This is a genomic window from Viscerimonas tarda (genome assembly GCF_054601255.1).
Map to the genome: position 1 here is coordinate 47,464 of NZ_BAAHWV010000015.1, position 22,246 is coordinate 69,709.

Here is a 22,246-nt window from a genome sequence, read left to right on the forward strand (position 1 = left end):
AAATAATAATATGTGTGGATTTGTAGGTGCATTTGAATTATGTGATGATATAAAGGACTTGCGTTCCAAGGTCTTGAAGATGGCAAAAAGAATACGCCACAGAGGGCCCGACTGGTCGGGTATATATGTTGGCAATAAAGCTATCCTCGCCCACGAACGCCTTTCCATCGTAGGTGTCGATTCGGGAAAACAACCTTTATACAATAAGGAGGGAACTTTAGCCTTGGCAGTAAATGGCGAAATATACAACCATTTGGAAATAAGAAACAGGCTGCAAGACAAGTACGAATTTCAATCTCATTCCGACTGCGAAGTGATACTGGCGCTGTATCAGGAAAAGGGAATCGACCTTTTTGAAGACCTGAACGGTATTTTTGCCTTTGCGCTTTACGATGCAGAGAAAGATGTTTATTTGTTCGGGCGCGATCATATTGGTATAATACCGCTGTATATAGGACGCGACAAGTCGAATCAGCTATACGTTGCCAGCGAGCTGAAAGCGCTGGAAGGCGTTTGCCCCAGTATCGAAGCATTTCCGGCAGGACATTACTATTATAGCAAAGACGGCGAAGCAAAGCAGTGGTACACACGCGACTGGATGGACTACAACAATGTGAAAGACAAGGTAACCGATGCCGGTGAATTGAAACAAAGCCTCGAAGACGCTGTTAAACGCCAGTTGATGTCCGATGTTCCTTATGGCGTATTGCTATCGGGCGGACTCGATTCGTCCATTATATCAGCCGTAGCAAAAAAATATGCCGCAAACCGGATCGAAGATAATAACGAAACCAAAGCCTGGTGGCCGCAATTGCACTCATTCGCGGTAGGCCTCAAGGGAGCGCCCGATTTGGAAGCATCGCGCAAAGTGGCCGACTACATCGGTACGGTTCATCACGAAATAAATTTTACAGTAGAAGAGGCTTTAGATGCGCTGAGCGATGTTATATACCACATCGAAACATACGATGTAACAACCGTCCGCGCCTCTACGCCCATGTATTTACTCGCCCGTTACATCAAATCGATGGGTGTAAAAATGGTTCTTTCGGGCGAAGGAGCCGACGAAGTATTCGGTGGTTACTTATATTTCCATAAAGCCCCCGATGCAAAAGCATTTCACGAAGAAACAGTCCGCAAACTGGACAAGCTCCATCAATACGACTGCCTGCGAGCAAACAAATCGCTGGCCGCCTGGGGGGTGGAAGGACGTGTGCCTTTCCTCGACAAAGATTTTCTGGATGTAGCCATGTGCATCAATCCCAAAGATAAAATGTGTGGAAACGGAAAAATGGAAAAATACATCCTCCGCAAAGCATTTGAAGATTACCTGCCCGAAAGCGTAGCCTGGCGACAGAAAGAACAATTCTCGGATGGAGTTGGCTATAACTGGATCGACACATTGCGGGAAGTGGCCAATGCCAAAGTTTCGGACAAGCAAATGGAAGAAGTAGCCGAAAGGTTCCCCATCAATCCGCCCATGTCGAAAGAAGAATACTGGTACCGGACAATATTTGAAGAACATTTCCCATCCGACTCGGCTGCCCGAACCGTACCATCGGTGCCATCGGTAGCATGTAGCTCGGCAGTCGCCCTCGAATGGGACGCCTCGTTCAAAAACAGGATAGACCCATCGGGAAGAGCGGTGAAATCGGTACATACCGAGGCTTACGACAAATAAAATGAGAATAAATGTGCCGGTTGGCGCAAAATAAAAATGTAGGGGTCTAGTCCCGCATGGGACTGCACTTTATTAACCGTATGCTTCAGCTTACGGATGGACAATCGCCTCCTGCAACCAAGTCCCGCATGGGACGACACTTGGACACGCTATCAAGCGCCGTCCCATGCGGGACTAAATACGGGGTGTTATCGGTGAACCCTTTTTCATGCATTTGCCCCTGGAATCGCCCCTACGAAACTTTGAACTTTGAACTTATTTATTTAACTTTGCCCCACATATCAAAAGAATCGAAACCAAAAAGCTATACAATCATGGGAAATGAATTAAAGCAAATAGGCCTAAGACTCAAAGGATTAAGAGATTCCTTGGATCTAAGTCCCGAAGAATTTGCCCAGTCGTGCGATATATCGGTCGAAGAACTTCGGAAATACGAAGACGGTAAAAAAGAACTCTCGGTCGGTTTACTTCAACGTATTGCAAAAAAATACAATATTGACATCACAACGCTGATGTTCGACGACGAACCCCACATGAACAGCTACTTTATCACCCGAAAAAACAAGGGAGCTGCCATAAAAAGGGTCGAAGAATATAAATACGAAGCGCTGGCCGCCGGATTTAACGGACGCAAAGCCGATATTTTTGTCGTAACAGTGGAGCCAAAGCCCGAAACTACGCCCCTCCACCTGAGTGTGCATAACGGACAAGAATTTAACCTTATCCTCGAAGGAAAAATGCTGGTGCAAATCAACGGAAAAGACATTATCCTGGAAGAAGGGGACAGCCTCTATTTCGATTCGTCCCAAAAGCACGGAATGAAAGCCCTGGATGATAAACGGGTAAAATTTCTGGTTATAATTTTGTAGTTCATAGGGTAAACACCATCTGAGTAAGAATAAAATAACAGTAAAATGTTAGAAAGATTTATAAAAAAGACAAAGTTCGCATCAACAGAAGATTTCAAAGAAAATTTTCGAGTAACGATTCCCGAAAACTTCAATTTCGGATACGACGTTGTGGATGAATGGGCAAAAATAGCCCCACAAAAGCGCGCCATGTGCTGGACAAACGACAAAGACGAGCACATCGACTTCACGTTTCGGGACATGAAAGAAGGAAGCGACAAAGCCGCATCGTTTTTCCAGTCGCTCGGCATCGGCAAAGGCGACAAGGTTATGCTGATACTGAAAAGGCGTTACCAGTTTTGGTTTGCCCTCCTTGGTCTGCACAAAATAGGCGCCATAGCCATTCCGGCAACGCACCTGTTGACGAAAAAAGACATTGTTTACCGCAACAATGCCGCCGATATAAATGGCATCCTCTCCACAGACGATGCGATTGTTATCGACCATGTTAACGAAGCGATGGCCGATTCGCCAACCATCAAAGTCAGGATTTCCTGTGGAAAAAATACACCCGAAGGCTGGGTCGATTTTCAAAAAGGATTGGACGAAGCCAAGCCTTTTGTGCGACCGGAGCATGTCAATACAAACGAGGATCTTTCTTTGTTGTATTTCACTTCCGGCACCACCGGAGAGCCTAAAATGGTTACCCACAATTTTGCCTATCCCCTGGGGCATATTGTAACGGCCTCTTACTGGCACAACCTGCACGAAAACAGCGTGCACATAACGGTTGCCGATACCGGTTGGGCAAAAGCTGTATGGGGCAAACTCTACGGACAATGGATTGCAGGCGCCTGTGTGTTTGTAAACGACCATGAGAAATTTACGCCCGAATTGATGCTCCGTTTAATTGAAAAATACAGGATAACATCATTCTGCGCACCTCCCACAGTATTTCGTTTCATGATAAAGGAAGATCTGAAGAAGTACGACCTGTCGTCGCTGGAATACTGCACAACTGCCGGCGAAGCGCTTAACCCCTCGGTATTTGAAACATTCCTCAAAGAAACAGGCATCAAGATGATGGAGGCTTTCGGGCAAACCGAAACAACGGCCACCATTATTACATTCCCCTGGCTGGAACCCAAACCCGGGTCGATGGGCGTACCCAATCCGGCATACGATATTGACCTGCTGACATTTGACGGACGTTCGGCAGAGGATGGCGAACAAGGCGAAATCATCATAAAAACCGATAGCTGGAAACCCCTTGGCTTGTTTAGCGGATATTACAGAGACGAAGAGCTCACCAAATCGGTCTATTCGGACAATATTTATCACACCGGCGATGTGGCATGTCGAGACGAAGACGGTTACTATTGGTTTATCGGGCGAATGGATGACGTAATCAAAAGTTCGGGCTACCGCATAGGCCCATTCGAGGTCGAAAGCGCCTTAATGACCCATCCGGCAGTAGTTGAATGCGCCGTTACAGGCGTTCCGGACGAAACCAGAGGACAGGTAGTAAAAGCCACCGTAGTGCTGGCAAAAGAATACAAGGACAAAGGCGATAACAACCTGAAAAACGAAATACAAGACCACGTAAAGAAAGTTACCGCCCCCTACAAATACCCGCGCATCATTGAATTTGTAGCCGAATTGCCAAAAACAATCAGCGGCAAAATAAGGCGTGCAGAGATTAGAGGGGAGAAATAAAAGCCCCCTGCCCCCCGTAGGGGGGGATCAAAAAGTCCCCCTACGGGGGATTTAGGGGGCTTAGTACTTCACCTTAAATACCACTTTCCTGACAGGGGCTTTTTCGCCAAACTGAAAGTTGGTGGCGTGAATATCATCGGGGAAGAAGATGAAAAAATATTCGTTGGTGGCCTGGTAATAGGGTGTGATATTTTTTGTTTTGTAGAAACCCACATCGCGCGTTTCGTTGTAGGGAATCTGCACTTCGTATCCGGATGGTTTAACAGTACCCATAAATTCGCTTCCCGACACTACGCATTGCACATCAATGTTTTTATGGTGTTGTTCGAGCCGTTGATCGCCAAAATCTTTGGTAGTGTATTCCTGTACATTGACGAGCACATTTTCGTTCAATTCAATTTTTCCGAGTGGAAGCGTTGCAAAGTCGTTGTTCTTCATAAAATCGAATACAGCCTTCCAGCGGTCGGGATACTTGGCATAATGCCTGGCAAAAGTCAGCTTATCCACCGATACTGCCGGCTTTGCTTTCACATCCTTGTGCCACTCGCCCTTATCGAACCATTCAAGCAATTTCTTCTCCGATTCAGAAAGCGCTTTACCCTGCGCCTCAGCCCTCTGAGCGAACAGAGAAACTGCAAACACAGCCACAATAAAAATAGTTTTTTTCATTTTTTTGATTAGTTTTTTTTAGATATAGTTTTTTTTCAAGAGAATATTTAAACTTGTCATTGCGGACTCCGACCCGCAATCCCCTGAGTAAAAGTGCAATGATTTTCAGGAGATTGCAGGTCTGAACCCGCAATGACAGACTTATTAGACAGCCTTCTACATATAATTCCTTATCTCAACTCTACTGTTTTATCCGCATAGAATAAAACGAGCGATAGATAAATACCAGGGCTGTTATCAGGAATACGCCGCCAATCCAGAAACTGTAGTCGGGTATTTCGATGGCGATTTCTACAGCCAACAGTCCGAAGAGTGTTGAGAATTTGATAATGGGGTTCAGCGCTACCGACGAGGTATCTTTATAGGGGTCGCCTACTGTGTCGCCTACTACCGTGGCTTCGTGCAAGGCGGTGTTGCGTTCTTTCAGTTCCACTTCCACAATTTTCTTTGCATTGTCCCATGCGCCACCGGCATTCGCCATAAAGATAGCTTGAAACAAACCAAACACTGCAATGGATATGAGGTAGGCCACAAAGAAATTCGGGTCGATAAAGGCAAAAGCCAATGTGATGAACAGAAGCGCCAGAAAAATATTCCACATACCGGCTTGCGCATATTTGGTACATATCTTCACTACTTCTTTCGAGTCTTCGATGTCAGCTTCATCCTTGTGCAGCTTGATGTTTTGCTTGATGTATTCAACCGCCCTGTATGCGCCGGTAGCTACCGCTTGCATGGATGCGCCCGAGAACCAGTAAATGACCGCTCCACCACAGATAAAGCCCAATAAAACAGGCGCATCAGTCAAACTGATTTGCAACACGCCAAGCGCTTTCAAGACCAATATAATGGAGAATATCATGGTTGTTGCACCGATTACCGCCGTACCGATAAGCACCGGTTTTGCCGTTGCCTTGAAAGTATTTCCGGCTGAGTCGTTTTCTTCGAGGTATTCCTTTCCCTTTTCAAAATCGGGTGAAAAGCCAAAGTCTTTTTCTATTTCTCCGGCTATATCGGGAATAGATTCGATGCGCGAAAGTTCAAAAACCGATTGCGCATTGTCTGTTACCGGCCCGTAGCTATCCACCGCAATGGTTACCGGCCCCATGCCCAAAAATCCGAAAGCCACCAGTCCGAAAGCAAATATGGAGGGATAGGACATGAAGGCATCCAAGCCAAAGCCCGATATGTAATAGGCAACGCCCATCAAACCGGCGATAGTCAAGCCTTTCCAAAAAGCGCTAAAGTTTCCGGCAATCAGTCCCGACAGAATATTGAGCGATGCCCCACCCTCGCGCGAAGCAATTACTACCTCTTTCACATGGCGCGATTTTGAACTGGTGAACGCTTTTGTCAGTTCGGGAATCAAGGCTGCAGCCAATGTTCCGCAACTGATAATGCTACCCAGTTTCCACCACAAGCCCTCTCCTAAATCATTGATCAGGAAATAGCTGGCAATGTAGGTAGCGACAATAGATACGATGGACGTAATCCAAACCAGGGAAGTCAACGGGCTTTCAAAATCGAAGGCCGCCTTGTTTTTGTAGCGTGCCGAAGCGATAACATTGTTCAGATAATAAGAGAATATGGATGTAAACAACATCATCAGGCGCATCACAAAAATCCAGACAATAAACTGCGCCTGTATTTCGGTTCCGGTTACAGCCAATATTATGAACGATATGAGCGCCACGCCGGTAACGCCGTAGGTTTCAAATCCGTCAGCTGTGGGGCCTACGCTGTCGCCGGCATTGTCGCCCGTACAATCGGCTATAACGCCCGGATTGCGCGGGTCATCTTCCTTGATGTTGAAAACTATCTTCATCAGGTCGGCGCCTATATCGGCAATTTTCGTGAAAATACCGCCCGCAATACGCAAAGCCGAAGCGCCCAGGGATTCGCCGATAGCAAAACCAACCAAACAAGCGCCAGCCATATCGCCGGGTACAAACAACAGGATGGTGAGCATCAGGATAAGTTCGACGGTTATCAGAATAACGCCAACGCTCATCCCTGCTTTCAGGGGGATATTTACCACATCCCAGGGACGCTTGCGCAAAGACGCAAAAGCGGTGCGGGAATTGGCAAATGTATTGATACGGATGCCATACCATGCCACGCCATACGAACCGAGGATACCCAATACCGTCCAAAACAATACACAAATCAAAAACGTAGGCCTGCCGATAATCCCGCTTTCAACAATCTGGGGACTGGCTAAAAAGCCGAAGTAAATAATTAAAACAACGGAAATTATTGCCAGTAAATAAATCAGGAATTTCCCTTGTTGTATCAAATACGTTTTGCATGTTTCGTATATAATTTTTGAAATATTGTGCATCGACTTATGCACAGGCAGGTTTTTTATATTGGTATATTGTAAGAGCCCGAATGCAACGCCGAACAATAATACAATCAGCCCCCAAAGTAGCAAGTTATAACCACTTCCCAACTCGGGAACTTTTAAGTCGGCTTCGCTGGCCATGGCAACCGCCGGAAAACAGAGTAACGATAAGAACAAGAATTTTTTCATGCGTTCAATAATTTAAAGTTTGTCAAATATTTCTTTCCTTGATTTGAATCCAAGTTTCCCTTATCTACTTAATCGAAAGCAAACGAGAAACTGAATCAGTAATTTAAAATAAATTGGATTTATGGTACTAAATAATACAAAAAATGGCTTAGTTTAATCGGTTAATACTTCATTTCGCATAGTTAACATGAGTAAATATATAATAAAAAAACAGCATTCTGACACATTGGTTCTAAAATTCTGCGTTTTTAATTTTTTTTCACATTCATCGGCCTATGAAAAGGTAGCCGATTAAGCTGTCATAACGCTGTCCCATAGGACGATAGTAAACCAGTACCTGATATTCGTTTTCTGTTTCGTAATAATTTCCTTCGATAGGCGATGTGGAATACCGGTTCCCTTGTTTTACCAGATATTGGTAGTTGTAGGCGCCCTGTTTCAAGAAGAGCGAAATATAATATTCTCCTCTATCCGAATCGTATTGCATCAGGTAATTATCGTCAAACGTGTTATTCGTAAAACGCCCGTTTATATACACATTTCCCAACACCGGTTCTTCCGATTTCAAGCTAAATTGCACATAAAAATAATCGGCCTCCGTAGAACTCTCATTCACTTCCGCATTGTGGATATAAAACCCGCCATCCTGGTCTTCGTCATACACATAGCGTTTATTCGCCCGAATCAAATCGGGATATACATACGCGTAATAGAATGGACGTCTATATTCTGTACCCTCCACCCGAAGCCCGTTATACCGGTGGCTGACCGTCTCGAAGCGGCGATATTCGTTACCCGCTTCAAAAATCAGGTTCCTGTTCTGCTCATAAATCAACCGGCCTACCTGAATAATGGAGGGTTTCAGCATACTTTTCTGGTTATCGAGCCGTCCGTTTTGCTGTACATACACTTTCAAGTCGTTGTACGGGTCATTGATATTCACATCTTTATGGTTTATGGCAAACGATAGCTGCTGATGCTCGCGGTTGTTATCAATCAAGGTATTGGAGGTCATATTGCCTGAAATGGCTACCCGGGAATCGAGCACGGAAAAACAAGCGCTTAACAGCACATTGCCGGGATTATCTTCCTCATAAACCAAAACAACGTAATTCCCCGACAATCTCAACCGTAAATCATTGTTCGGTATTTGCAGTTGAAAATTGGTGTATTCGATTGTGGTGTTTACCGAGGGCGCATAATCTTCGATAAGATTGTTGTTGAAGCCATCAATGTAATCAATCTCCGAAACCGGCGAAGGCGTCCAATCGGCATTGCAATGCACAATTCTGTAGCGCAACCTGTCCATCGAGTTATCGGATATGCGGTCGAAAGACAGCAGAACCGGTTCGGCTTTCCAAAGGTTTATAACAGGAAAAGCCAAGGAATTGCCCCCTTTATACACCTGAATACTATGTATCTCATCCGAAAACGGTTCGGTTTTGTATGTTTGCCCTTGAATGCAGGGGAAAAACAGAAACGCCAACAAGAATAAAAAACCTCTCATACTTTGTATATATTACCAATTTGGGTTTGCAATGTAGTGAAATTATTGGCAAAAAGAAAAATAATTTTCTAATGCAAGGCAATTCCTGGTGATTTACTTGTTGATTTCGAATAAAATCAGTATCTTCATGTCATTCTATTAATATAAAAAACCATTTTATAATGGAAACAGTAATCGTTCAAATTAGTGATAATAAGGCTTATAAGCTTTTGGAAGACTTGGAGGAATTACAGATACTAAAAGTATTAAAGAAAGTAGTACAGCCATCGCAAAAGCTTTCCGAAAAGTATGCAGGCAAACTGACTTCCAATGTTGCAGACGAACTTCAGAATTATGTAACACAAAGTCGTAGCAAATGTAGCTTAAATTTTGTGTAAAATAAATGAGGTGATGTGTCATTTCTAGCTATCCATCTGCTACTACTGAGGTTGTTTTGTTAAACAAAATTAGGTGAAAATAAGGTTTTCCTTTTTCATGGTTTGTCCTGCTAAATCCTCCGCAAGGGCGGGTTTAAAACCCGCCCCTACAAAACCTCCCCTCCGGGCAGGTTGGAGGGGCTATTCTTCTTCGCCAAAAATTCTTTCACCCCGCCAATATGCTCCCTGAGCTTTTTATCCGAAAACTCAAACACTTTTGTTACCAATCCATCGAGAAAATCACGGTCGTGCGATACCAGTATTACTGTACCGTCATAATCGAGAAGGGCGTTTTTTAGCACTTCCTTTGTTTTAAGGTCTAAATGGTTAGTCGGTTCGTCAAGTATCAGCAGATTGACCGGTTCGAGCAGTAGTTTTATCATCGCCAAACGGGTTTTCTCGCCGCCCGAAAGTACTCTTACTTTTTTGTCGGAATCGTTTCGGTTAAACATAAATGCGCCCAATATACTCCTTATCTGGGTACGAATATCCCCTTCGGCAACGCGGTCTATCGTTTCAAACACCGTTAAATCCTCATCCAGCAATTCGGCCTGGTTTTGTGCAAAATAGCCTATCTGCACGTTGTGTCCGAGCATGATAGACCCTTCGTATGGCGTTTCGCCCATCACACACTTTACAAAGGTCGATTTTCCTTCGCCATTTTTACCGGCCAAAGCCACTTTCTCGCCTCTCGAAATCATCAGGTTCGCATTCTCGAAAACCAGGTAATCATCGTACTTTTTCGTTAGCGAATCCACCGTTAGCGGATAATTTCCCGAACGGGTGGCCGGTTGAAAACGGATTCGCACCGAAGAGCGGTCTTCCTCGTCAATCTCCACCCGTTCCATTTTTTCCAACTGGCGGACACGGCTTTGCACCAATACAGCCTTTGCCGCCTGAGCGCGGAAACGTTCGATGAATTCCTCCATTTCCTTTATTTGCCGTTGCTGCGCCTCCCAGGCATGAATCTGTTGCTGGCGGCGTTCCTGCCTCAATTCGAGGTATTTGGAGTAATTTACTTTATAATCGTATATGCGTCCCAAGGTCAATTCAATGGTACGGTTAGTTACCGCATCAATAAAAGCCCTGTCGTGCGAAATAAGTACCACCGCATTGGCCTGTGTAGCAATAAATTCCTCGAGCCAGCCGATGGATTCAATGTCCAAATGGTTGGTCGGCTCATCCAAGAGCATCACATCGGGGTTGCGCAACAACAGTTTTGCCAACTCCACACGCATCCGCCATCCGCCGCTAAACTCATTTGTCGGGCGATCGAGATCGGAGCGTTTGAAACCGAGGCCCAACAAGGTTTTCTCCACTTCACCTTCAAAGTTCAGCCCATCGACAACCGACAGCCGTTCGTGTGCGTGCGTGAAATCATCAATCAGCTTGGCGTAACTATCCGATTCATAGTCTGTTCTCGTCTCCAGTTGCTTGTTCATTTCTTCTATTTCGGCTTCAAGCTCAAAAATATGCGAAAAGGCCAGCGAAGCTTCTTCACGCACCGTACGCTCGTCCGACACCTGCATCACCTGTGGCAAGTACCCAACCGTCAGGCCGTCGGGCCTGGTTACCGTACCTTTAAAGTTTTTATTTATCCCTGCCAAAATCTTCAGCATGGTACTCTTACCCGCGCCATTTTTACCAACGAGCGCAATTCTATCTTTGGGGTTTATAATGTAGTTGATATTATCGAAAAGGATACTTCCTCCCATTTCAACGCGTAAACTTTCTACAATAAGCATATCAATGTATTTAGCTGTTTAGAATTTTTCCAAGCCGCAAAGGTAGAAAAATTACTTGTATCCGCTCTAAATATGTTTACCTCATCCCCCCAAAAATACATTAAAAATCTGTATTTATATTTGTATTTGTAGCCTTAAAAATGTACTTTTGCGAGGAAATAAAAGGCTATCAGAGGGTATTTGCACAAAAAACAACCTCAGAATTTCAAAATGATATTATTTTGCAATGTTCAATAAACAAAAGAACGAAATAGCCAATTATTCCGACAGTATTAAAAAGCTGACATACTTAAAATTTTGTTATGCCAAACATCGTAAAAATAAAAAAAGGGCTTAATATTCCCATCGAAGGAGACGCTCCCGAAAACATCGTTGGACATATCAAGGCCGATTTTGTTAAAATCTATCCCGATGATTTCGCGGGCTTAGTTGCAAAAGTAAATGTAAAGGTAGGAGACAAGGTGAAAGCCGGTTCTCCGCTTATGCACGACAAAAATAATGCAGACATTGTTTTTGTATCGCCCGTTAGCGGAGAGGTTACATCCGTTACCCGGGGCGAAAAACGCCGGTTGCTGGACATAACAATCAAAGCCGGGGACGAAGCGCAAGCCGAAGATTTCGGCAAGAAGAATCCGGCTGACCTAACACGGGAAGAGCTGAAAAAATCGCTGCTCGACGGCGGATTGTGGCCGTTTATAAAACAACGCCCCTACGATGTTATCGCCAATCCGAATGTGGAACCGCGCGATATTTTTGTCAGCGCATTTTCTACCGCCCCCCTCGCCCCCTCCTACGATTTTGTAATCGGGCCTCAATCGGCGGATTTACAGACAGGCTTGGACGTATTGGCCAAACTCACCGATGGAAAGTTGTATTTTGGCATAGGGACGCAAACCAGACTACCGGAAATAAGGAACGCCAAGAATGTTGAAATATACGAATTCGACGGGCCACATCCTGCCGGCAACCTGGGCGTTCACATCAATAAAATAAAACCCGTAAACAAAGGCGAAACCGTTTGGACAATCAATGCATTAGACGTATTGTTTATCGGGCAGTTGTTCAACAAAGGTTCTGTTCAATTCAAGCGTTTGGTGGCCTACACGGGTTCGGAAGCTATTAAGAGAGGCTACTATACTGTGCCCATTGGTGCGTCCATCAAAACATTGGTCGAATCGAACACCACCAAAGGGCAACATCTGCGGTTTATTTCGGGCAATGTGCTGAGCGGAACAAAAATTAAGGAAGACGGCCATTTAAGGTATTTCGATTCGCAAATCACCGTTATCCCCGAAGGAAACGAAACGCACGAGATGCTGGGATGGGCGATGCCCGGATTAAATAAATACAGCTCGGGAAGTACGTTCTTCTCCAAGCTGTTCGGAAAAAAGAAATACACATTCGATGCACGGATATTGGGTGGCAGAAGAGCCATCATTATGTCGAACGAATACGCCAAGGTATTCCCGATGGATATTCTGCCCGAATTTCTGGTGAAGGCGACAATCACCTTCAATATCGACAAAATGGAGCAACTCGGCATATACGAAGTCGCCCCCGAAGATTTTGCCCTGTGCGAATTTGTGGATACATCGAAACTCGAAATCCAGAAAATCATCCGCGCCGGATTATTGCAGTTGAAAAAAGAAATGGAGTAAAATCCCCCCACCCCCGCAGGGGGGATTTAAAGCCTCCCCTACGGGGAGGTTGGAGGGGCTAAATTAAATAAATAATCTACAACATTGAAATCATTAAGAAAAACTTTAGACAAGATAAGGCCTGACTTCGAGAAGGGGGGCCGCTTCGAAAAGCTTCATTCGTTTTATGATGCTATCGACACGTTTTTGTTCATCCCCGGCAAAACATCCAAATCGGGAGTGCATATACACGATGCCGCCGATTCCAAACGTACCATGTCCATCGTGATACTGGCTTTGGTTCCGGCGCTTATTTTTGGTATATACAACATAGGTTACCAGCACTACCTGGCTATCGGTCAGAGCATTGTGCTGTGGGATTGCCTGCTGTTCGGATTTTTGGCTATTTTGCCCAAAATCATCGTATCGTATGCCGTAGGTCTGGGCATCGAAATAGTTGTCGCACAAATCAAAGGGCACGACGTGCAGGAAGGCTTTCTGGTTTCGGGGATACTTATCCCGATGATTGTGCCGGTTGATACGCCGCTGTGGATGATTGGCGTGGCAACAGCTTTCGCCGTAATATTCGCCAAAGAGGTATTCGGCGGTACAGGATACAATATATTTAATGTGGCATTAATAACCCGAGCCTTTCTGTTCTTCGCCTATCCGTCCAAAATGTCGGGCGATCAGGTATTTGTGAGGGTAACAGATAGTTTTGGAGTTGGCGCACCCGAAGTAGTAAACGGAGTAGTCCAAACAATTGACGGTTATTCGGGAGCCACGCCACTCGCCCAAATAGAAGGAATCACCGATGGAATAGCCGTTTTTCGTGGCATCGACGGGCACGTTCTATCTTTATGGGATATGTTTGCAGGGTTAATCCCCGGGTCGATAGGCGAAACTTCTACGCTCGCCATACTGATTGGCGCCGCGCTACTGATTATCACCGGAATAGGCAGCTGGAAAACTATGCTGTCGGTTTTTGCAGGCGGATTTCTTACAGCCGCTCTTATCAACTTGCTGGCAGTTAGTCCGGCGATGCAAATACCGCCCCTCACACATATACTATTAGGCGGATTCGCATTCGGCGCCGTATTCATGGCAACCGACCCCGTAACATCGGCGCGTACCGAAACAGGAAAATGGATTTACGGCTTCCTGATTGGAGCCATCTGTATCCTGATAAGGGTGTTCAATGCCGGATACCCCGAAGGAATGATGCTTGCCATACTGTTTATGAATGCTTTTGCCCCACTTATCGATTACTTCGTAGTGGACAAAAATATTAAACGAAGACTGAAAAGAGCAACGATAAAACAATAAAACGATGAATCGAGAAAGTAATAAATTTATCCTGATATTTGCCTCAATAATGGTTATTATTGTGGCGCTGGTTCTTTCGGTGGCGCACGAACTGTTGAAAGACAAGCAGAACGAAAACGTTGAAATAGATAAAATATCGCAAATACTTCGTTCCATTAATGTAAAAACGACGAATGACGAAGCGGTTGCAACATACAACAAACTTATTTCGGATGTTTACCTGATAGATAGCGAAGGAAACAAAACAGCCGAATCGAAAGAAGTTGCTTTCGACACCAATTTGAGAGCCGAACTGGCCAAGCCGGAGAAAGACAGAAAATACCCTGTTTTTGTAGCAACAATAGACGGAGACACCAAATACATCATGCCACTGGCCGGAAAAGGGCTGTGGGGCGATTTGTGGGGATATGTCGCCGTAAATTCGGATGGCAACACAATTTATGGCGCCGATTTCAGCCATGCAGGCGAAACCCCCGGACTGGGAGCCGAAATAGCCACACCGGCATTCAGCAGCCGGTTTATAGGCAAACAACTATTTAAAGCCGGAGAGTTTCAGTCCGTTGCCATCGTAAAAAAAGGGAAAACTACTGCCGACCGCGACTACGTGGACGGTATATCGGGAGGGACCCTCACCGGAAAAGGAGTTGAGCAGATGCTGTCAGGTTCGTTGGAAGGATACAGCCATTTTTTGAAAAAACTTGTACAACAATAAAAGCTTTAGCTATATGAGTAAATTTTTGTCTGACAAAACAAGCGCCATCCTGCTTGGGCCGTTAAGTAAAAAAAATCCTGTCATTATTCAGGTTTTAGGAATCTGTTCTACGCTGGCCGTAACAACAAAACTCGAAGCCGCCCTGACAATGGGCATATGCGTTGTTATTGTTATAGCCTTGGCCAATGTCGCCATTTCGCTAATGAGAAGCTTTGTTCCTCAAAAAATCAGAATTATCGTACAGCTGGTCATTGCGGCCATGCTGGTGTCGCTGGTGAGCGAAATACTGATGGCATACGCATACGATATAAACAAGCAAATATCGGTATTCGTCAGTCTGATTCTGACCAATTGCATACTGATGGGACGCTTGGAAGCCTTTGCGCTGGGCAACGGCCCCTGGCCTTCGTTCCTCGATGGAATCGGCAACGGATTGGGGTACGCCATTATACTGGCCATCATAGGTTTTGTGCGCGAGTTGCTGGGTTCGGGAGCCATATTGGGACATCAGGTAATACCGGATGCCGTTTACGATTTTGGCTACATGAACAACGGTCTGGTGATATTACCGCCCATGGCGCTGATAGTTGTAGCGCTCATAATCTGGGTACACCGGAGCCGGAATACCGAGTTACAGGAAATTGATTAACTAATTAACAGCCCCCTAATCCCCCGTGGGGGGACTTAAAAGTCTCCCCTACGGGGAGGTTGGAGGGGCTTTAAACTCTTTATAATTATATTATGCAAGAAAATGTAAGCGTATTCATACGATCCATCTTTATCGACAACATGGTTTTTGCCTACTTCTTGGGAATGTGTACATTTTTGGCCGTATCCAAGAATGTAAAAACATCCATAGGGCTGGGCGCTGCAGTCGTATTCATGCTGACTATTACAGTCCCCATAAACTACCTGCTCGAGAATTATGTGCTGAAAGCAGGTGCGTTGCAATGGCTCGGAGAAAATTTTAAAGACATCGACCTGAGTATGTTAACCCTGTTGGTTTTCATCACTGTTGTCGCCTCGGCCACCCAAATAGTAGAAATGGCAGTCGAAAAATACAGCCCCTCGTTGTACAATACCTTGGGGATATTTCTTCCTTTGCTGGCTGTTAACTGTGCCATATTGGCCAGTTCGCTGTTTATGCAGCAGAAAGAATTTTCCAATGTTGGAACAGCTACCGTTTACGGATTTGGTTCGGGCATCGGCTGGATGCTTGCCATTACCTGTATGGCCGCCATCCGCGAAAAAATACAATATTCCGATGTACCCAAAGCCTTGAGAGGATTGGGTATTACTTTCATTATCACAGCCCTGATGGGTATCGGCTTTATGTGTTTTTCGGGAATAAATATTTAAGAAACTAATTTAGTAAAAGATAAAACAATGGTATTTTTAGCATCCGGTTTACTAAGTATTTCAGTTAGCGTTATCGTATTTCTGATAGTCATGCTCGTGTTCGTTATCCTGATTCTTGTCGCCAAGCTCAAGTTAATGCCCTCGGGAAGTGTAAAAATAGTTGTCAACGACGAAAAAGAGTTTGAAAGCCCCATCGGCGGAACGGTGCTGAACGCCTTGCAAGGGCAAAATATATTCCTGTCATCGGCCTGTGGCGGATCGGGTTCTTGCGGACAGTGCAGGTGTCAGGTATATGGCGGAACAGGCGAAATACTGGCTACCGAAGTCGGATTTTTTACCCGCAAGCAACGGCAAAGCAACTGGCGTTTAGGTTGTCAGACCAAGATAAAAGGAGACATGAACATCCAAGTCTCCGATGAAGTATTCGGCGTAAAAGAATGGGAATGCGAAGTTGTATCCAACAACAACGTGGCCTCGTTCATCAAGGAATTTGTGGTGAAGTTACCTGCCGGAGAGCATCTCAACTTCAAACCGGGCTCGTACATTCAGATAAAAATACCCAAATACGACCTTTTATTCGGCGATTTTGCCATAGACGAACGCTTTAAACCAGAATGGGACAAATTCAAAATGTGGGGACTTGCGTGCAAAAACGAAGAAGAAACTACACGCGCCTATTCAATGGCCAACTATCCGGCTGAAGGCGACATTGTTATGCTCAACATCCGTATTGCTACCCCGCCTTTCGACAGGGCTGCGGGAGGTTGGAAAGCCGGTATTAAGCCGGGAATAGGTTCTTCCTATATTTTCAACCTGAAACCCGGAGACAAGGTCAAAGTATCAGGCCCTTATGGCGATTTCCACATACTGGACACCAGGAGCGAAATGCTGTACATTGGCGGAGGCGCAGGAATGGCTCCATTGCGTTCGCATTTGTTGCACTTGTTCAACACCTTGAAAACCACCGACCGGAAAATATCGTACTGGTATGGAGCCCGGTCTAAAAGCGAGATTTTCTACGAAGAAGATTTCCGCAAAATAGAACAGGAATTCCCCAATTTCACATTCAACATCGCACTGTCCGAACCCCGTCCCGAAGATAACTGGACAGGCTATGTAGGGTTTATCCATCAGGTGATTCATGATGAATACCTGAAAGACCATGATGCGCCCGAAGACATCGAATATTACATGTGCGGCCCGGGCCCAATGGCCAATGCCGTGAAAGGTATGCTCGACAAACTGGGCGTGCCACCCGAAATGTTGATGTTCGACGACTTTGGATAATCGGAAAAACGGAAACAGCAGCAGAAAATAAAACCAAATCGTGTAACTGTCAATGAAATGAAGCAAACCTCGGCATCGGCCAATTTTAAAGTACTATTTAAACCGATTTCACCGGAAAAACTCGGCGACGATTACAATGTATTTACATTGGTTGGAAAAGATTTTTTTGCCATTACCGCAGGCAAGGAAGACCGTTATAACTCCATGATAGGCAGCGGCGGCGGTTTGGGGCTTCTTTTCAGGAAACCCACCGCGTGGTGTATTTCCCGGAACGACCGTTACACGCTTGAATTGATAAAGAAAGAGCAAAGCTATACGCTCTCTTTCTTTCCCGATGAATACAAGAAAAAAATGCTCTTTTTGGGAAGCAAATCGGGAAGAGACAGCGAGAAAATGAACGAGGTTGAATTGACCAGCATTCAAACGCCCTCGGGCAACCTGTCTTTTGAAGAAGCCAAACTAATTATTGAGTGCAAACTAATGCAAATCACAACGCCTGATCTTGATGACTTTTATTCGCAAGAAGTGAAAGATTCGATAAGTGAGGCCAACGAGGATGCAGGCACTTATCGCCAATTTGTATTTGGGGAAATCACGCATGTTTGGGTAAAAAAATAAAAATGGATAGCAACAGCCCCAAACTGAGAATAACCCAATGGGCGGAAGAAGACCGTCCACGCGAAAAGATGCTTCTGAAAGGTGTTTCTGCCTTATCCGATGCCGAACTTTTGGCGATACTTATCGGGTCGGGGAACAAAGAAGAAACAGCTGTGGAATTATCGCAGCGGATACTGTCCTCCATCAATAACAACCTGAACTCTCTCGGAAAACTGGCCATTAACGACCTGATTCGCAATTACAAAGGCATTGGCGAAGCAAAAGCAATTACCATTGTCGCCGCCTTGGAACTGGGAAAAAGAAGGAAGCTATCGGAAGCTGAAAAGCAAGATAGAATAACTTCGAGCAAAAACGTTTACGATATTTTCCACCCTATTCTGAGCGACTTAAAACACGAAGAATTGTGGGTACTCCTCCTCAACCGGTCGAACAAGGTGATTAAGAGAAGCTTGATACTCAGAGGAAATACGAATAATGTGCCGGTTGATATAAAATACATCCTCAAAGAATCCATCGAAAATCTGGCATCGGGGCTAATCCTTTGCCACAACCATCCCACCAATGAGGCCAAACCCAGCGGCGATGACAATAACGTTACCCTGAAAATAAAAGAATCGGCGCAACTAATGGACATCAGCCTGATCGACCACATTATTATCTGCGACGGCAGTTATTACAGCTACAAAGATTCGGGCATGTTATAAGGCTGTCAAATCTTTTCAAATACGCCTTTCTCTTCGCTCCATTCGTATTCCGAACCATATTTTTCGGACAGAATAACGCCGACTTCGGGTTTCCAGTTGATTACTTCCGACAAATCCTGTGCAATCACGTTATCGGGATTGTCCAGATAGTCTTCGTCCTCGTCGCCATAAAGGAAACGCCAGCCGCTGTCAATCTTTATATCGGTGTATTCGCGGTAGCAGAAACCGATATAATGACTGTCAATAGCCCGCTGAGTTACATAAGCATACTTCTGATTCGGTTCAAATTCCTTTACCGCCGGATCGTCCCATTCAATATTTTCCATAAGTGCAGTAGCCCTTTAACCCCCGTAGGGGGACATAATAGCCTCCCCTGCGGACAGGTTGGAGGGGCTTTAATTTCTTATACGTTCAACGTAAGAACCGTCTTTTGTATTTATTTTTATTTTTTCACCTTCGTTTATAAACAAGGGTACGCGAACTTCGGCGCCGGTTTCCAGGGTTGCCGGTTTAGTGGCATTGGTTGCCGTATCGCCTTTCAGGCCGGGTTCGGTGTATGTAACCACCAGTACTACGGTTTGAGGCAGCTCGGCTGTCAATACTGTTTCGGTTTCGGCATGTACCTGCACTTCTATGGTATCGCCTTCCTTCAGGAATGCAACCCCTTCGATTTGCTCTCCGGGTATGGATATTTGTTCGTATGTTTCATTGTTCATGAAAATATATCCCGAGTCATCTTTGTAAAGATATTGGTAAGGGCGCCTTTCGATGCGCACTTCATCCAGTTTCACACCCGCATTGAATGTTCTGTCGAGAATTCGTCCTGTTGTTACGTTTCTCATTTTCGTCCGAACAAAAGCTGCTCCTTTTCCGGGTTTTACATGAAGAAATTCAACGACTACATAGTATTGACCTTCAATATCAATGCACATCCCGTTTCTTATATCCGCAGTAGTTGCCATAAATGTATTTTTTGCTATTTATATTTGATTTTATTTTTTTGTTTCTGAGCGCAAAGGTACAAAAAATCCCTTATAAACCTCTAATAAAACATTTTTTTACCCGCAAATTGTTTATGGATTATTATTTGGAAAAAGGGAAAATAACCTTATATTTGCAAATATAAAAAACAGTAAAATGAGTATAATAAAAGGCGTTACGTTTGAAAAAGATGCGAAGGGAAACAATCGGTATATCCGTATCGACATGATGCGTCATGCCCAAGTTCTACGTCCTTTGTTGCAAGAATTGGGCGTTGTACAATACCCCGACGGTTGGGAAGACGGCTTAACTTCTGAAGAATTTTTGTCGGAAGCAAAAAAAATGTTACAAAGAAAATTCGATGACCGAAATAAAATATCATAGAGCCGTATTGCTCTATCTTGACGAATTGACGGACAGACTCATAGAAAAAGGCTATTTTTCTTTTTACGGGTATTCCGTTCGGTATATCGAAGATTTGGTAAACTATATCAGGCATAACATTGCCACCAAACCACATAAGCCTGCTCCCGCCTATTTTTCCAAATACGGGAGCGACTTGTTTTACATCACCTGGAACAGGAACAAACGAACTACCTGGTATATTTTCTTTCAGAAAACAAACTCTTTCTATTTTATCCGTCATATTACAAATAACCATGTTGACGGAAAATTCCTGGATTAAGAGGATTCTCAGCAAGTTGAACTGGGCTTGGACAAAAAACTAATCTTGTTTTGAAATACTTCCTTTCCTTATTTTTCCCTGATAAAGATATTGACAGGCGTGCCGGACAAATTCCAATGGTCGCGGATACGATTCTCCAAAAACCGCTTGTATGGTTCTTTTACCCATTGCGGCAAGTTGCAGAAAAACACAAAACTGGGCACCTGTGTATTGGGTAACTGTGTTATGTATTTTATTTTCACATACTTCCCTTTATTCGATGGAGGCGGCGTTTTTTCGATAATCGGCAGCAATATTTCGTTGAGCTTGTGAGTTGGAATTTTTGTTTTCTTGTGCCCATAAACTTCTTTTGCTGTTTCCAACACCTTCAATATCCGTTGCTTGGTTGTTGCCGATGCAAAAACAATGGGAAAATCGGTAAACGGGGCCAAACGCTCGCGGATGGCATTTTCAAAAGTCTTGATAACAATCAACTCCTTATTTTCGACCAAATCCCATTTATTGACACAGACTACCAAGGCCTTTCTGTTTTTCTGAATCAACGAAAATATGTTCAGGTCCTGGCTTTCGATACCCTGTGTAGCATCCACCATCAATACACATACGTCCGAATTTTCAATCGCTTTTATCGAGCGAATCACCGAATAGTATTCGAGGTCTTCGGTAACTTTTCCTTTTTTGCGGATACCCGCCGTATCGACCAAATAAAAATCCATGTTGAATTTGTCGAACTTGGTATATATCGAATCGCGCGTTGTGCCGGCGATATTCGTTACAATGTTGCGTTCCTCGCCTATCAAGGCGTTGATGAACGACGATTTGCCGGCATTTGGACGACCAACAATAGCGATTCTCGGAATATCTTCCAAGGATTCATCTTCGGACTGTTTGGTGAATTTGCTGAGTATAGTATCCAGCAAATCGCCTGTTCCCGAGCCATTTATCGCCGAAATATTAATCGGATCACCCAATCCGAAGCTATAAAACTCTGCCGAATTGGCATGAACATTAAAATTATCCGCCTTGTTGGAAACAATCAGAACCGGCTTATCCGAACGCCGGAGAATGTGTGCTACACCTTCGTCCAAATCCGTTATGCCATTCATTACGTCCACCACAAAAAGAATAACATCGGCCTCCTCTATGGCTATCTGAACCTGCTTATTTATTTCTTCTTCAAAAACATCATCAGATTTAACGACCCATCCGCCGGTATCTACCAGAGAAAACTCTTGTCCCCCCCACTCTACTTTTCCATATTGCCTGTCGCGCGTTGTGCCGGCGGTTTCATCAACAATCGCCTGACGGCTTTCGGTCAGGCGGTTAAATAAGGTTGATTTCCCCACATTCGGGCGACCAACTATCGCTACTAAATTTCCCATATCAATTATTAAGTACTTTGTGGATGCAAAGATAAGCGAAAATTCTCATACAACCGCCTAAAAAACACGAATTTGGTTGAAAGAGAAAGTCAATGGGGTAACGGTATGGAAACGAGCGGAGTGCTGTGTGCTGCTGCGTTTTACCATTGTTTTCAAATAACTCACAGTATGGACAAAAGTAGTGTTTTTTATGGAAATGCCAATGATTGACAGGGCAAACCATGAAAACCTCTGTTACGCCAACTTAAGGCTGAAAGCCTTTAATAACCCAGCCCAAGGCAACGCCTTGGGTTAAGGGCAGACATCCGTGGTCGGGCTGCAAGCCCGCGCCAGCCTAGAATTTAGTCCCGCATGGGACGGCGCTTTATTAACCGTATGCTTTAGCTTACGGATTGACGGACAACACGGTATCCTAAGCCCCGCATGGGGCGACACTTGAT

21 protein-coding genes are annotated in these 22,246 nt (G+C 44.6%); 14 read left to right on the top strand and 7 right to left on the bottom strand.

Features of this window, described 5'->3' with window-relative positions; genetic code table 11:
• Positions 1 to 10 precede the first annotated feature (10 nt).
• The 3 genes from asnB to ACYPWY_RS08400 all read left to right on the top strand — a co-directional run bounded on the left by asnB (position 11) and on the right by ACYPWY_RS08400 (position 4,245).
• On the top strand, positions 11 to 1,681 hold the full coding sequence (gene asnB / locus ACYPWY_RS08390; protein WP_459685113.1) for an asparagine synthase B: 1,671 nt from the start codon (positions 11 to 13) through the stop codon (positions 1,679 to 1,681).
• Positions 1,682 to 1,995: 314 nt separating this feature from the next.
• Positions 1,996 to 2,550, top strand: coding sequence for a helix-turn-helix domain-containing protein (locus tag ACYPWY_RS08395; RefSeq protein ID WP_459685114.1), 555 nt, complete (start codon positions 1,996 to 1,998; stop codon positions 2,548 to 2,550).
• 45 nt (positions 2,551 to 2,595) lie between these two features.
• A complete protein-coding gene (locus ACYPWY_RS08400; RefSeq protein WP_459685066.1) occupies positions 2,596 to 4,245 on the top strand; it encodes an AMP-binding protein in 1,650 nt (549 codons plus the stop codon).
• Between the two features lie 60 nt (positions 4,246 to 4,305).
• On the opposite strand, the gene ACYPWY_RS08405 is transcribed toward ACYPWY_RS08400, so the two are convergent.
• From ACYPWY_RS08405 to ACYPWY_RS08415, 3 genes are all read right to left on the bottom strand, one after another.
• Positions 4,306 to 4,914 carry a NanQ anomerase/TabA/YiaL family protein gene (locus tag ACYPWY_RS08405; protein ID WP_459685067.1) on the bottom strand — a complete coding sequence of 203 codons (609 nt, stop codon included), beginning with the start codon at positions 4,912 to 4,914 and terminating at the stop codon, positions 4,306 to 4,308.
• Between the two features lie 181 nt (positions 4,915 to 5,095).
• Complete coding sequence (locus tag ACYPWY_RS08410) at positions 5,096 to 7,447, bottom strand: sodium-translocating pyrophosphatase (RefSeq protein WP_459685069.1); 2,352 nt, start codon at positions 7,445 to 7,447, stop codon at positions 5,096 to 5,098.
• Positions 7,448 to 7,712: 265 nt separating this feature from the next.
• Positions 7,713 to 8,954, bottom strand: coding sequence for a type IX secretion system plug protein (locus tag ACYPWY_RS08415; protein ID WP_459685070.1), 1,242 nt, complete (start codon positions 8,952 to 8,954; stop codon positions 7,713 to 7,715).
• 161 nt (positions 8,955 to 9,115) lie between these two features.
• Here ACYPWY_RS08415 and ACYPWY_RS08420 point away from each other — a divergent pair, with 161 nt between their 5' ends.
• On the top strand, positions 9,116 to 9,331 hold the full coding sequence (locus tag ACYPWY_RS08420; RefSeq protein ID WP_459685072.1) for a hypothetical protein: 216 nt from the start codon (positions 9,116 to 9,118) through the stop codon (positions 9,329 to 9,331).
• A gap of 146 nt (positions 9,332 to 9,477) precedes the next feature.
• Here ACYPWY_RS08420 and ACYPWY_RS08425 read toward each other — a convergent pair whose 3' ends face one another.
• The gene (locus ACYPWY_RS08425; protein ID WP_459685073.1) at positions 9,478 to 11,115 is read right to left on the bottom strand and encodes an ABC-F family ATP-binding cassette domain-containing protein; all 1,638 of its coding nucleotides are present in this window, start codon (positions 11,113 to 11,115) and stop codon (positions 9,478 to 9,480) included.
• Positions 11,116 to 11,417: 302 nt separating this feature from the next.
• Here ACYPWY_RS08425 and ACYPWY_RS08430 point away from each other — a divergent pair, with 302 nt between their 5' ends.
• The 8 genes from ACYPWY_RS08430 (at position 11,418) to radC (ending at position 18,758) form a co-directional block, all read left to right on the top strand.
• Entirely contained in the window at positions 11,418 to 12,773 is a 1,356-nt protein-coding gene (locus ACYPWY_RS08430; protein WP_459685074.1) for a Na(+)-translocating NADH-quinone reductase subunit A, read from the top strand.
• 84 nt (positions 12,774 to 12,857) lie between these two features.
• Positions 12,858 to 14,078, top strand: coding sequence for an NADH:ubiquinone reductase (Na(+)-transporting) subunit B (locus tag ACYPWY_RS08435; RefSeq protein WP_459685076.1), 1,221 nt, complete (start codon positions 12,858 to 12,860; stop codon positions 14,076 to 14,078).
• 4 nt (positions 14,079 to 14,082) lie between these two features.
• Positions 14,083 to 14,790, top strand: a complete 708-nt coding sequence (gene nqrC / locus ACYPWY_RS08440; RefSeq protein WP_459685078.1) for an NADH:ubiquinone reductase (Na(+)-transporting) subunit C — start codon at positions 14,083 to 14,085, stop codon at positions 14,788 to 14,790.
• Positions 14,791 to 14,803: 13 nt separating this feature from the next.
• A complete protein-coding gene (locus ACYPWY_RS08445; RefSeq protein WP_459685080.1) occupies positions 14,804 to 15,439 on the top strand; it encodes an NADH:ubiquinone reductase (Na(+)-transporting) subunit D in 636 nt (211 codons plus the stop codon).
• A 92-nt stretch (positions 15,440 to 15,531) separates the two neighbouring features.
• Positions 15,532 to 16,149 (top strand): NADH:ubiquinone reductase (Na(+)-transporting) subunit E, encoded by a 618-nt coding sequence (gene nqrE, locus ACYPWY_RS08450; protein ID WP_459685081.1) that lies wholly within the window; start codon positions 15,532 to 15,534, stop codon positions 16,147 to 16,149.
• A 27-nt stretch (positions 16,150 to 16,176) separates the two neighbouring features.
• Positions 16,177 to 17,436: an NADH:ubiquinone reductase (Na(+)-transporting) subunit F gene (nqrF, locus tag ACYPWY_RS08455; protein WP_459685083.1), complete on the top strand. Its 1,260-nt coding sequence runs from the start codon at positions 16,177 to 16,179 to the stop codon at positions 17,434 to 17,436.
• Positions 17,437 to 17,493: 57 nt separating this feature from the next.
• A complete protein-coding gene (locus ACYPWY_RS08460) occupies positions 17,494 to 18,054 on the top strand; it encodes a flavin reductase (protein ID WP_459685085.1) in 561 nt (186 codons plus the stop codon).
• A gap of 2 nt (positions 18,055 to 18,056) precedes the next feature.
• A complete protein-coding gene (gene radC / locus ACYPWY_RS08465; protein WP_459685086.1) occupies positions 18,057 to 18,758 on the top strand; it encodes a RadC family protein in 702 nt (233 codons plus the stop codon).
• Positions 18,759 to 18,763: 5 nt separating this feature from the next.
• Here radC and ACYPWY_RS08470 read toward each other — a convergent pair whose 3' ends face one another.
• Both ACYPWY_RS08470 and efp read right to left on the bottom strand, forming a co-directional pair.
• A complete protein-coding gene (locus ACYPWY_RS08470) occupies positions 18,764 to 19,084 on the bottom strand; it encodes an immunity protein Imm33 domain-containing protein (RefSeq protein WP_459685087.1) in 321 nt (106 codons plus the stop codon).
• Between the two features lie 69 nt (positions 19,085 to 19,153).
• The gene (efp, locus tag ACYPWY_RS08475; protein WP_459685088.1) at positions 19,154 to 19,720 is read right to left on the bottom strand and encodes an elongation factor P; all 567 of its coding nucleotides are present in this window, start codon (positions 19,718 to 19,720) and stop codon (positions 19,154 to 19,156) included.
• A gap of 175 nt (positions 19,721 to 19,895) precedes the next feature.
• Here efp and ACYPWY_RS08480 point away from each other — a divergent pair, with 175 nt between their 5' ends.
• Positions 19,896 to 20,123 carry a hypothetical protein gene (locus ACYPWY_RS08480; protein ID WP_459685089.1) on the top strand — a complete coding sequence of 76 codons (228 nt, stop codon included), beginning with the start codon at positions 19,896 to 19,898 and terminating at the stop codon, positions 20,121 to 20,123.
• Positions 20,101 to 20,424 (top strand): hypothetical protein, encoded by a 324-nt coding sequence (locus ACYPWY_RS08485; RefSeq protein WP_459685090.1) that lies wholly within the window; start codon positions 20,101 to 20,103, stop codon positions 20,422 to 20,424. Before ACYPWY_RS08480 ends, ACYPWY_RS08485 begins: the two co-directional genes overlap by 23 nt.
• A gap of 68 nt (positions 20,425 to 20,492) precedes the next feature.
• Here ACYPWY_RS08485 and der read toward each other — a convergent pair whose 3' ends face one another.
• The gene (der, locus tag ACYPWY_RS08490; RefSeq protein WP_459685091.1) at positions 20,493 to 21,806 is read right to left on the bottom strand and encodes a ribosome biogenesis GTPase Der; all 1,314 of its coding nucleotides are present in this window, start codon (positions 21,804 to 21,806) and stop codon (positions 20,493 to 20,495) included.
• Positions 21,807 to 22,246: the final 440 nt, after the last annotated feature.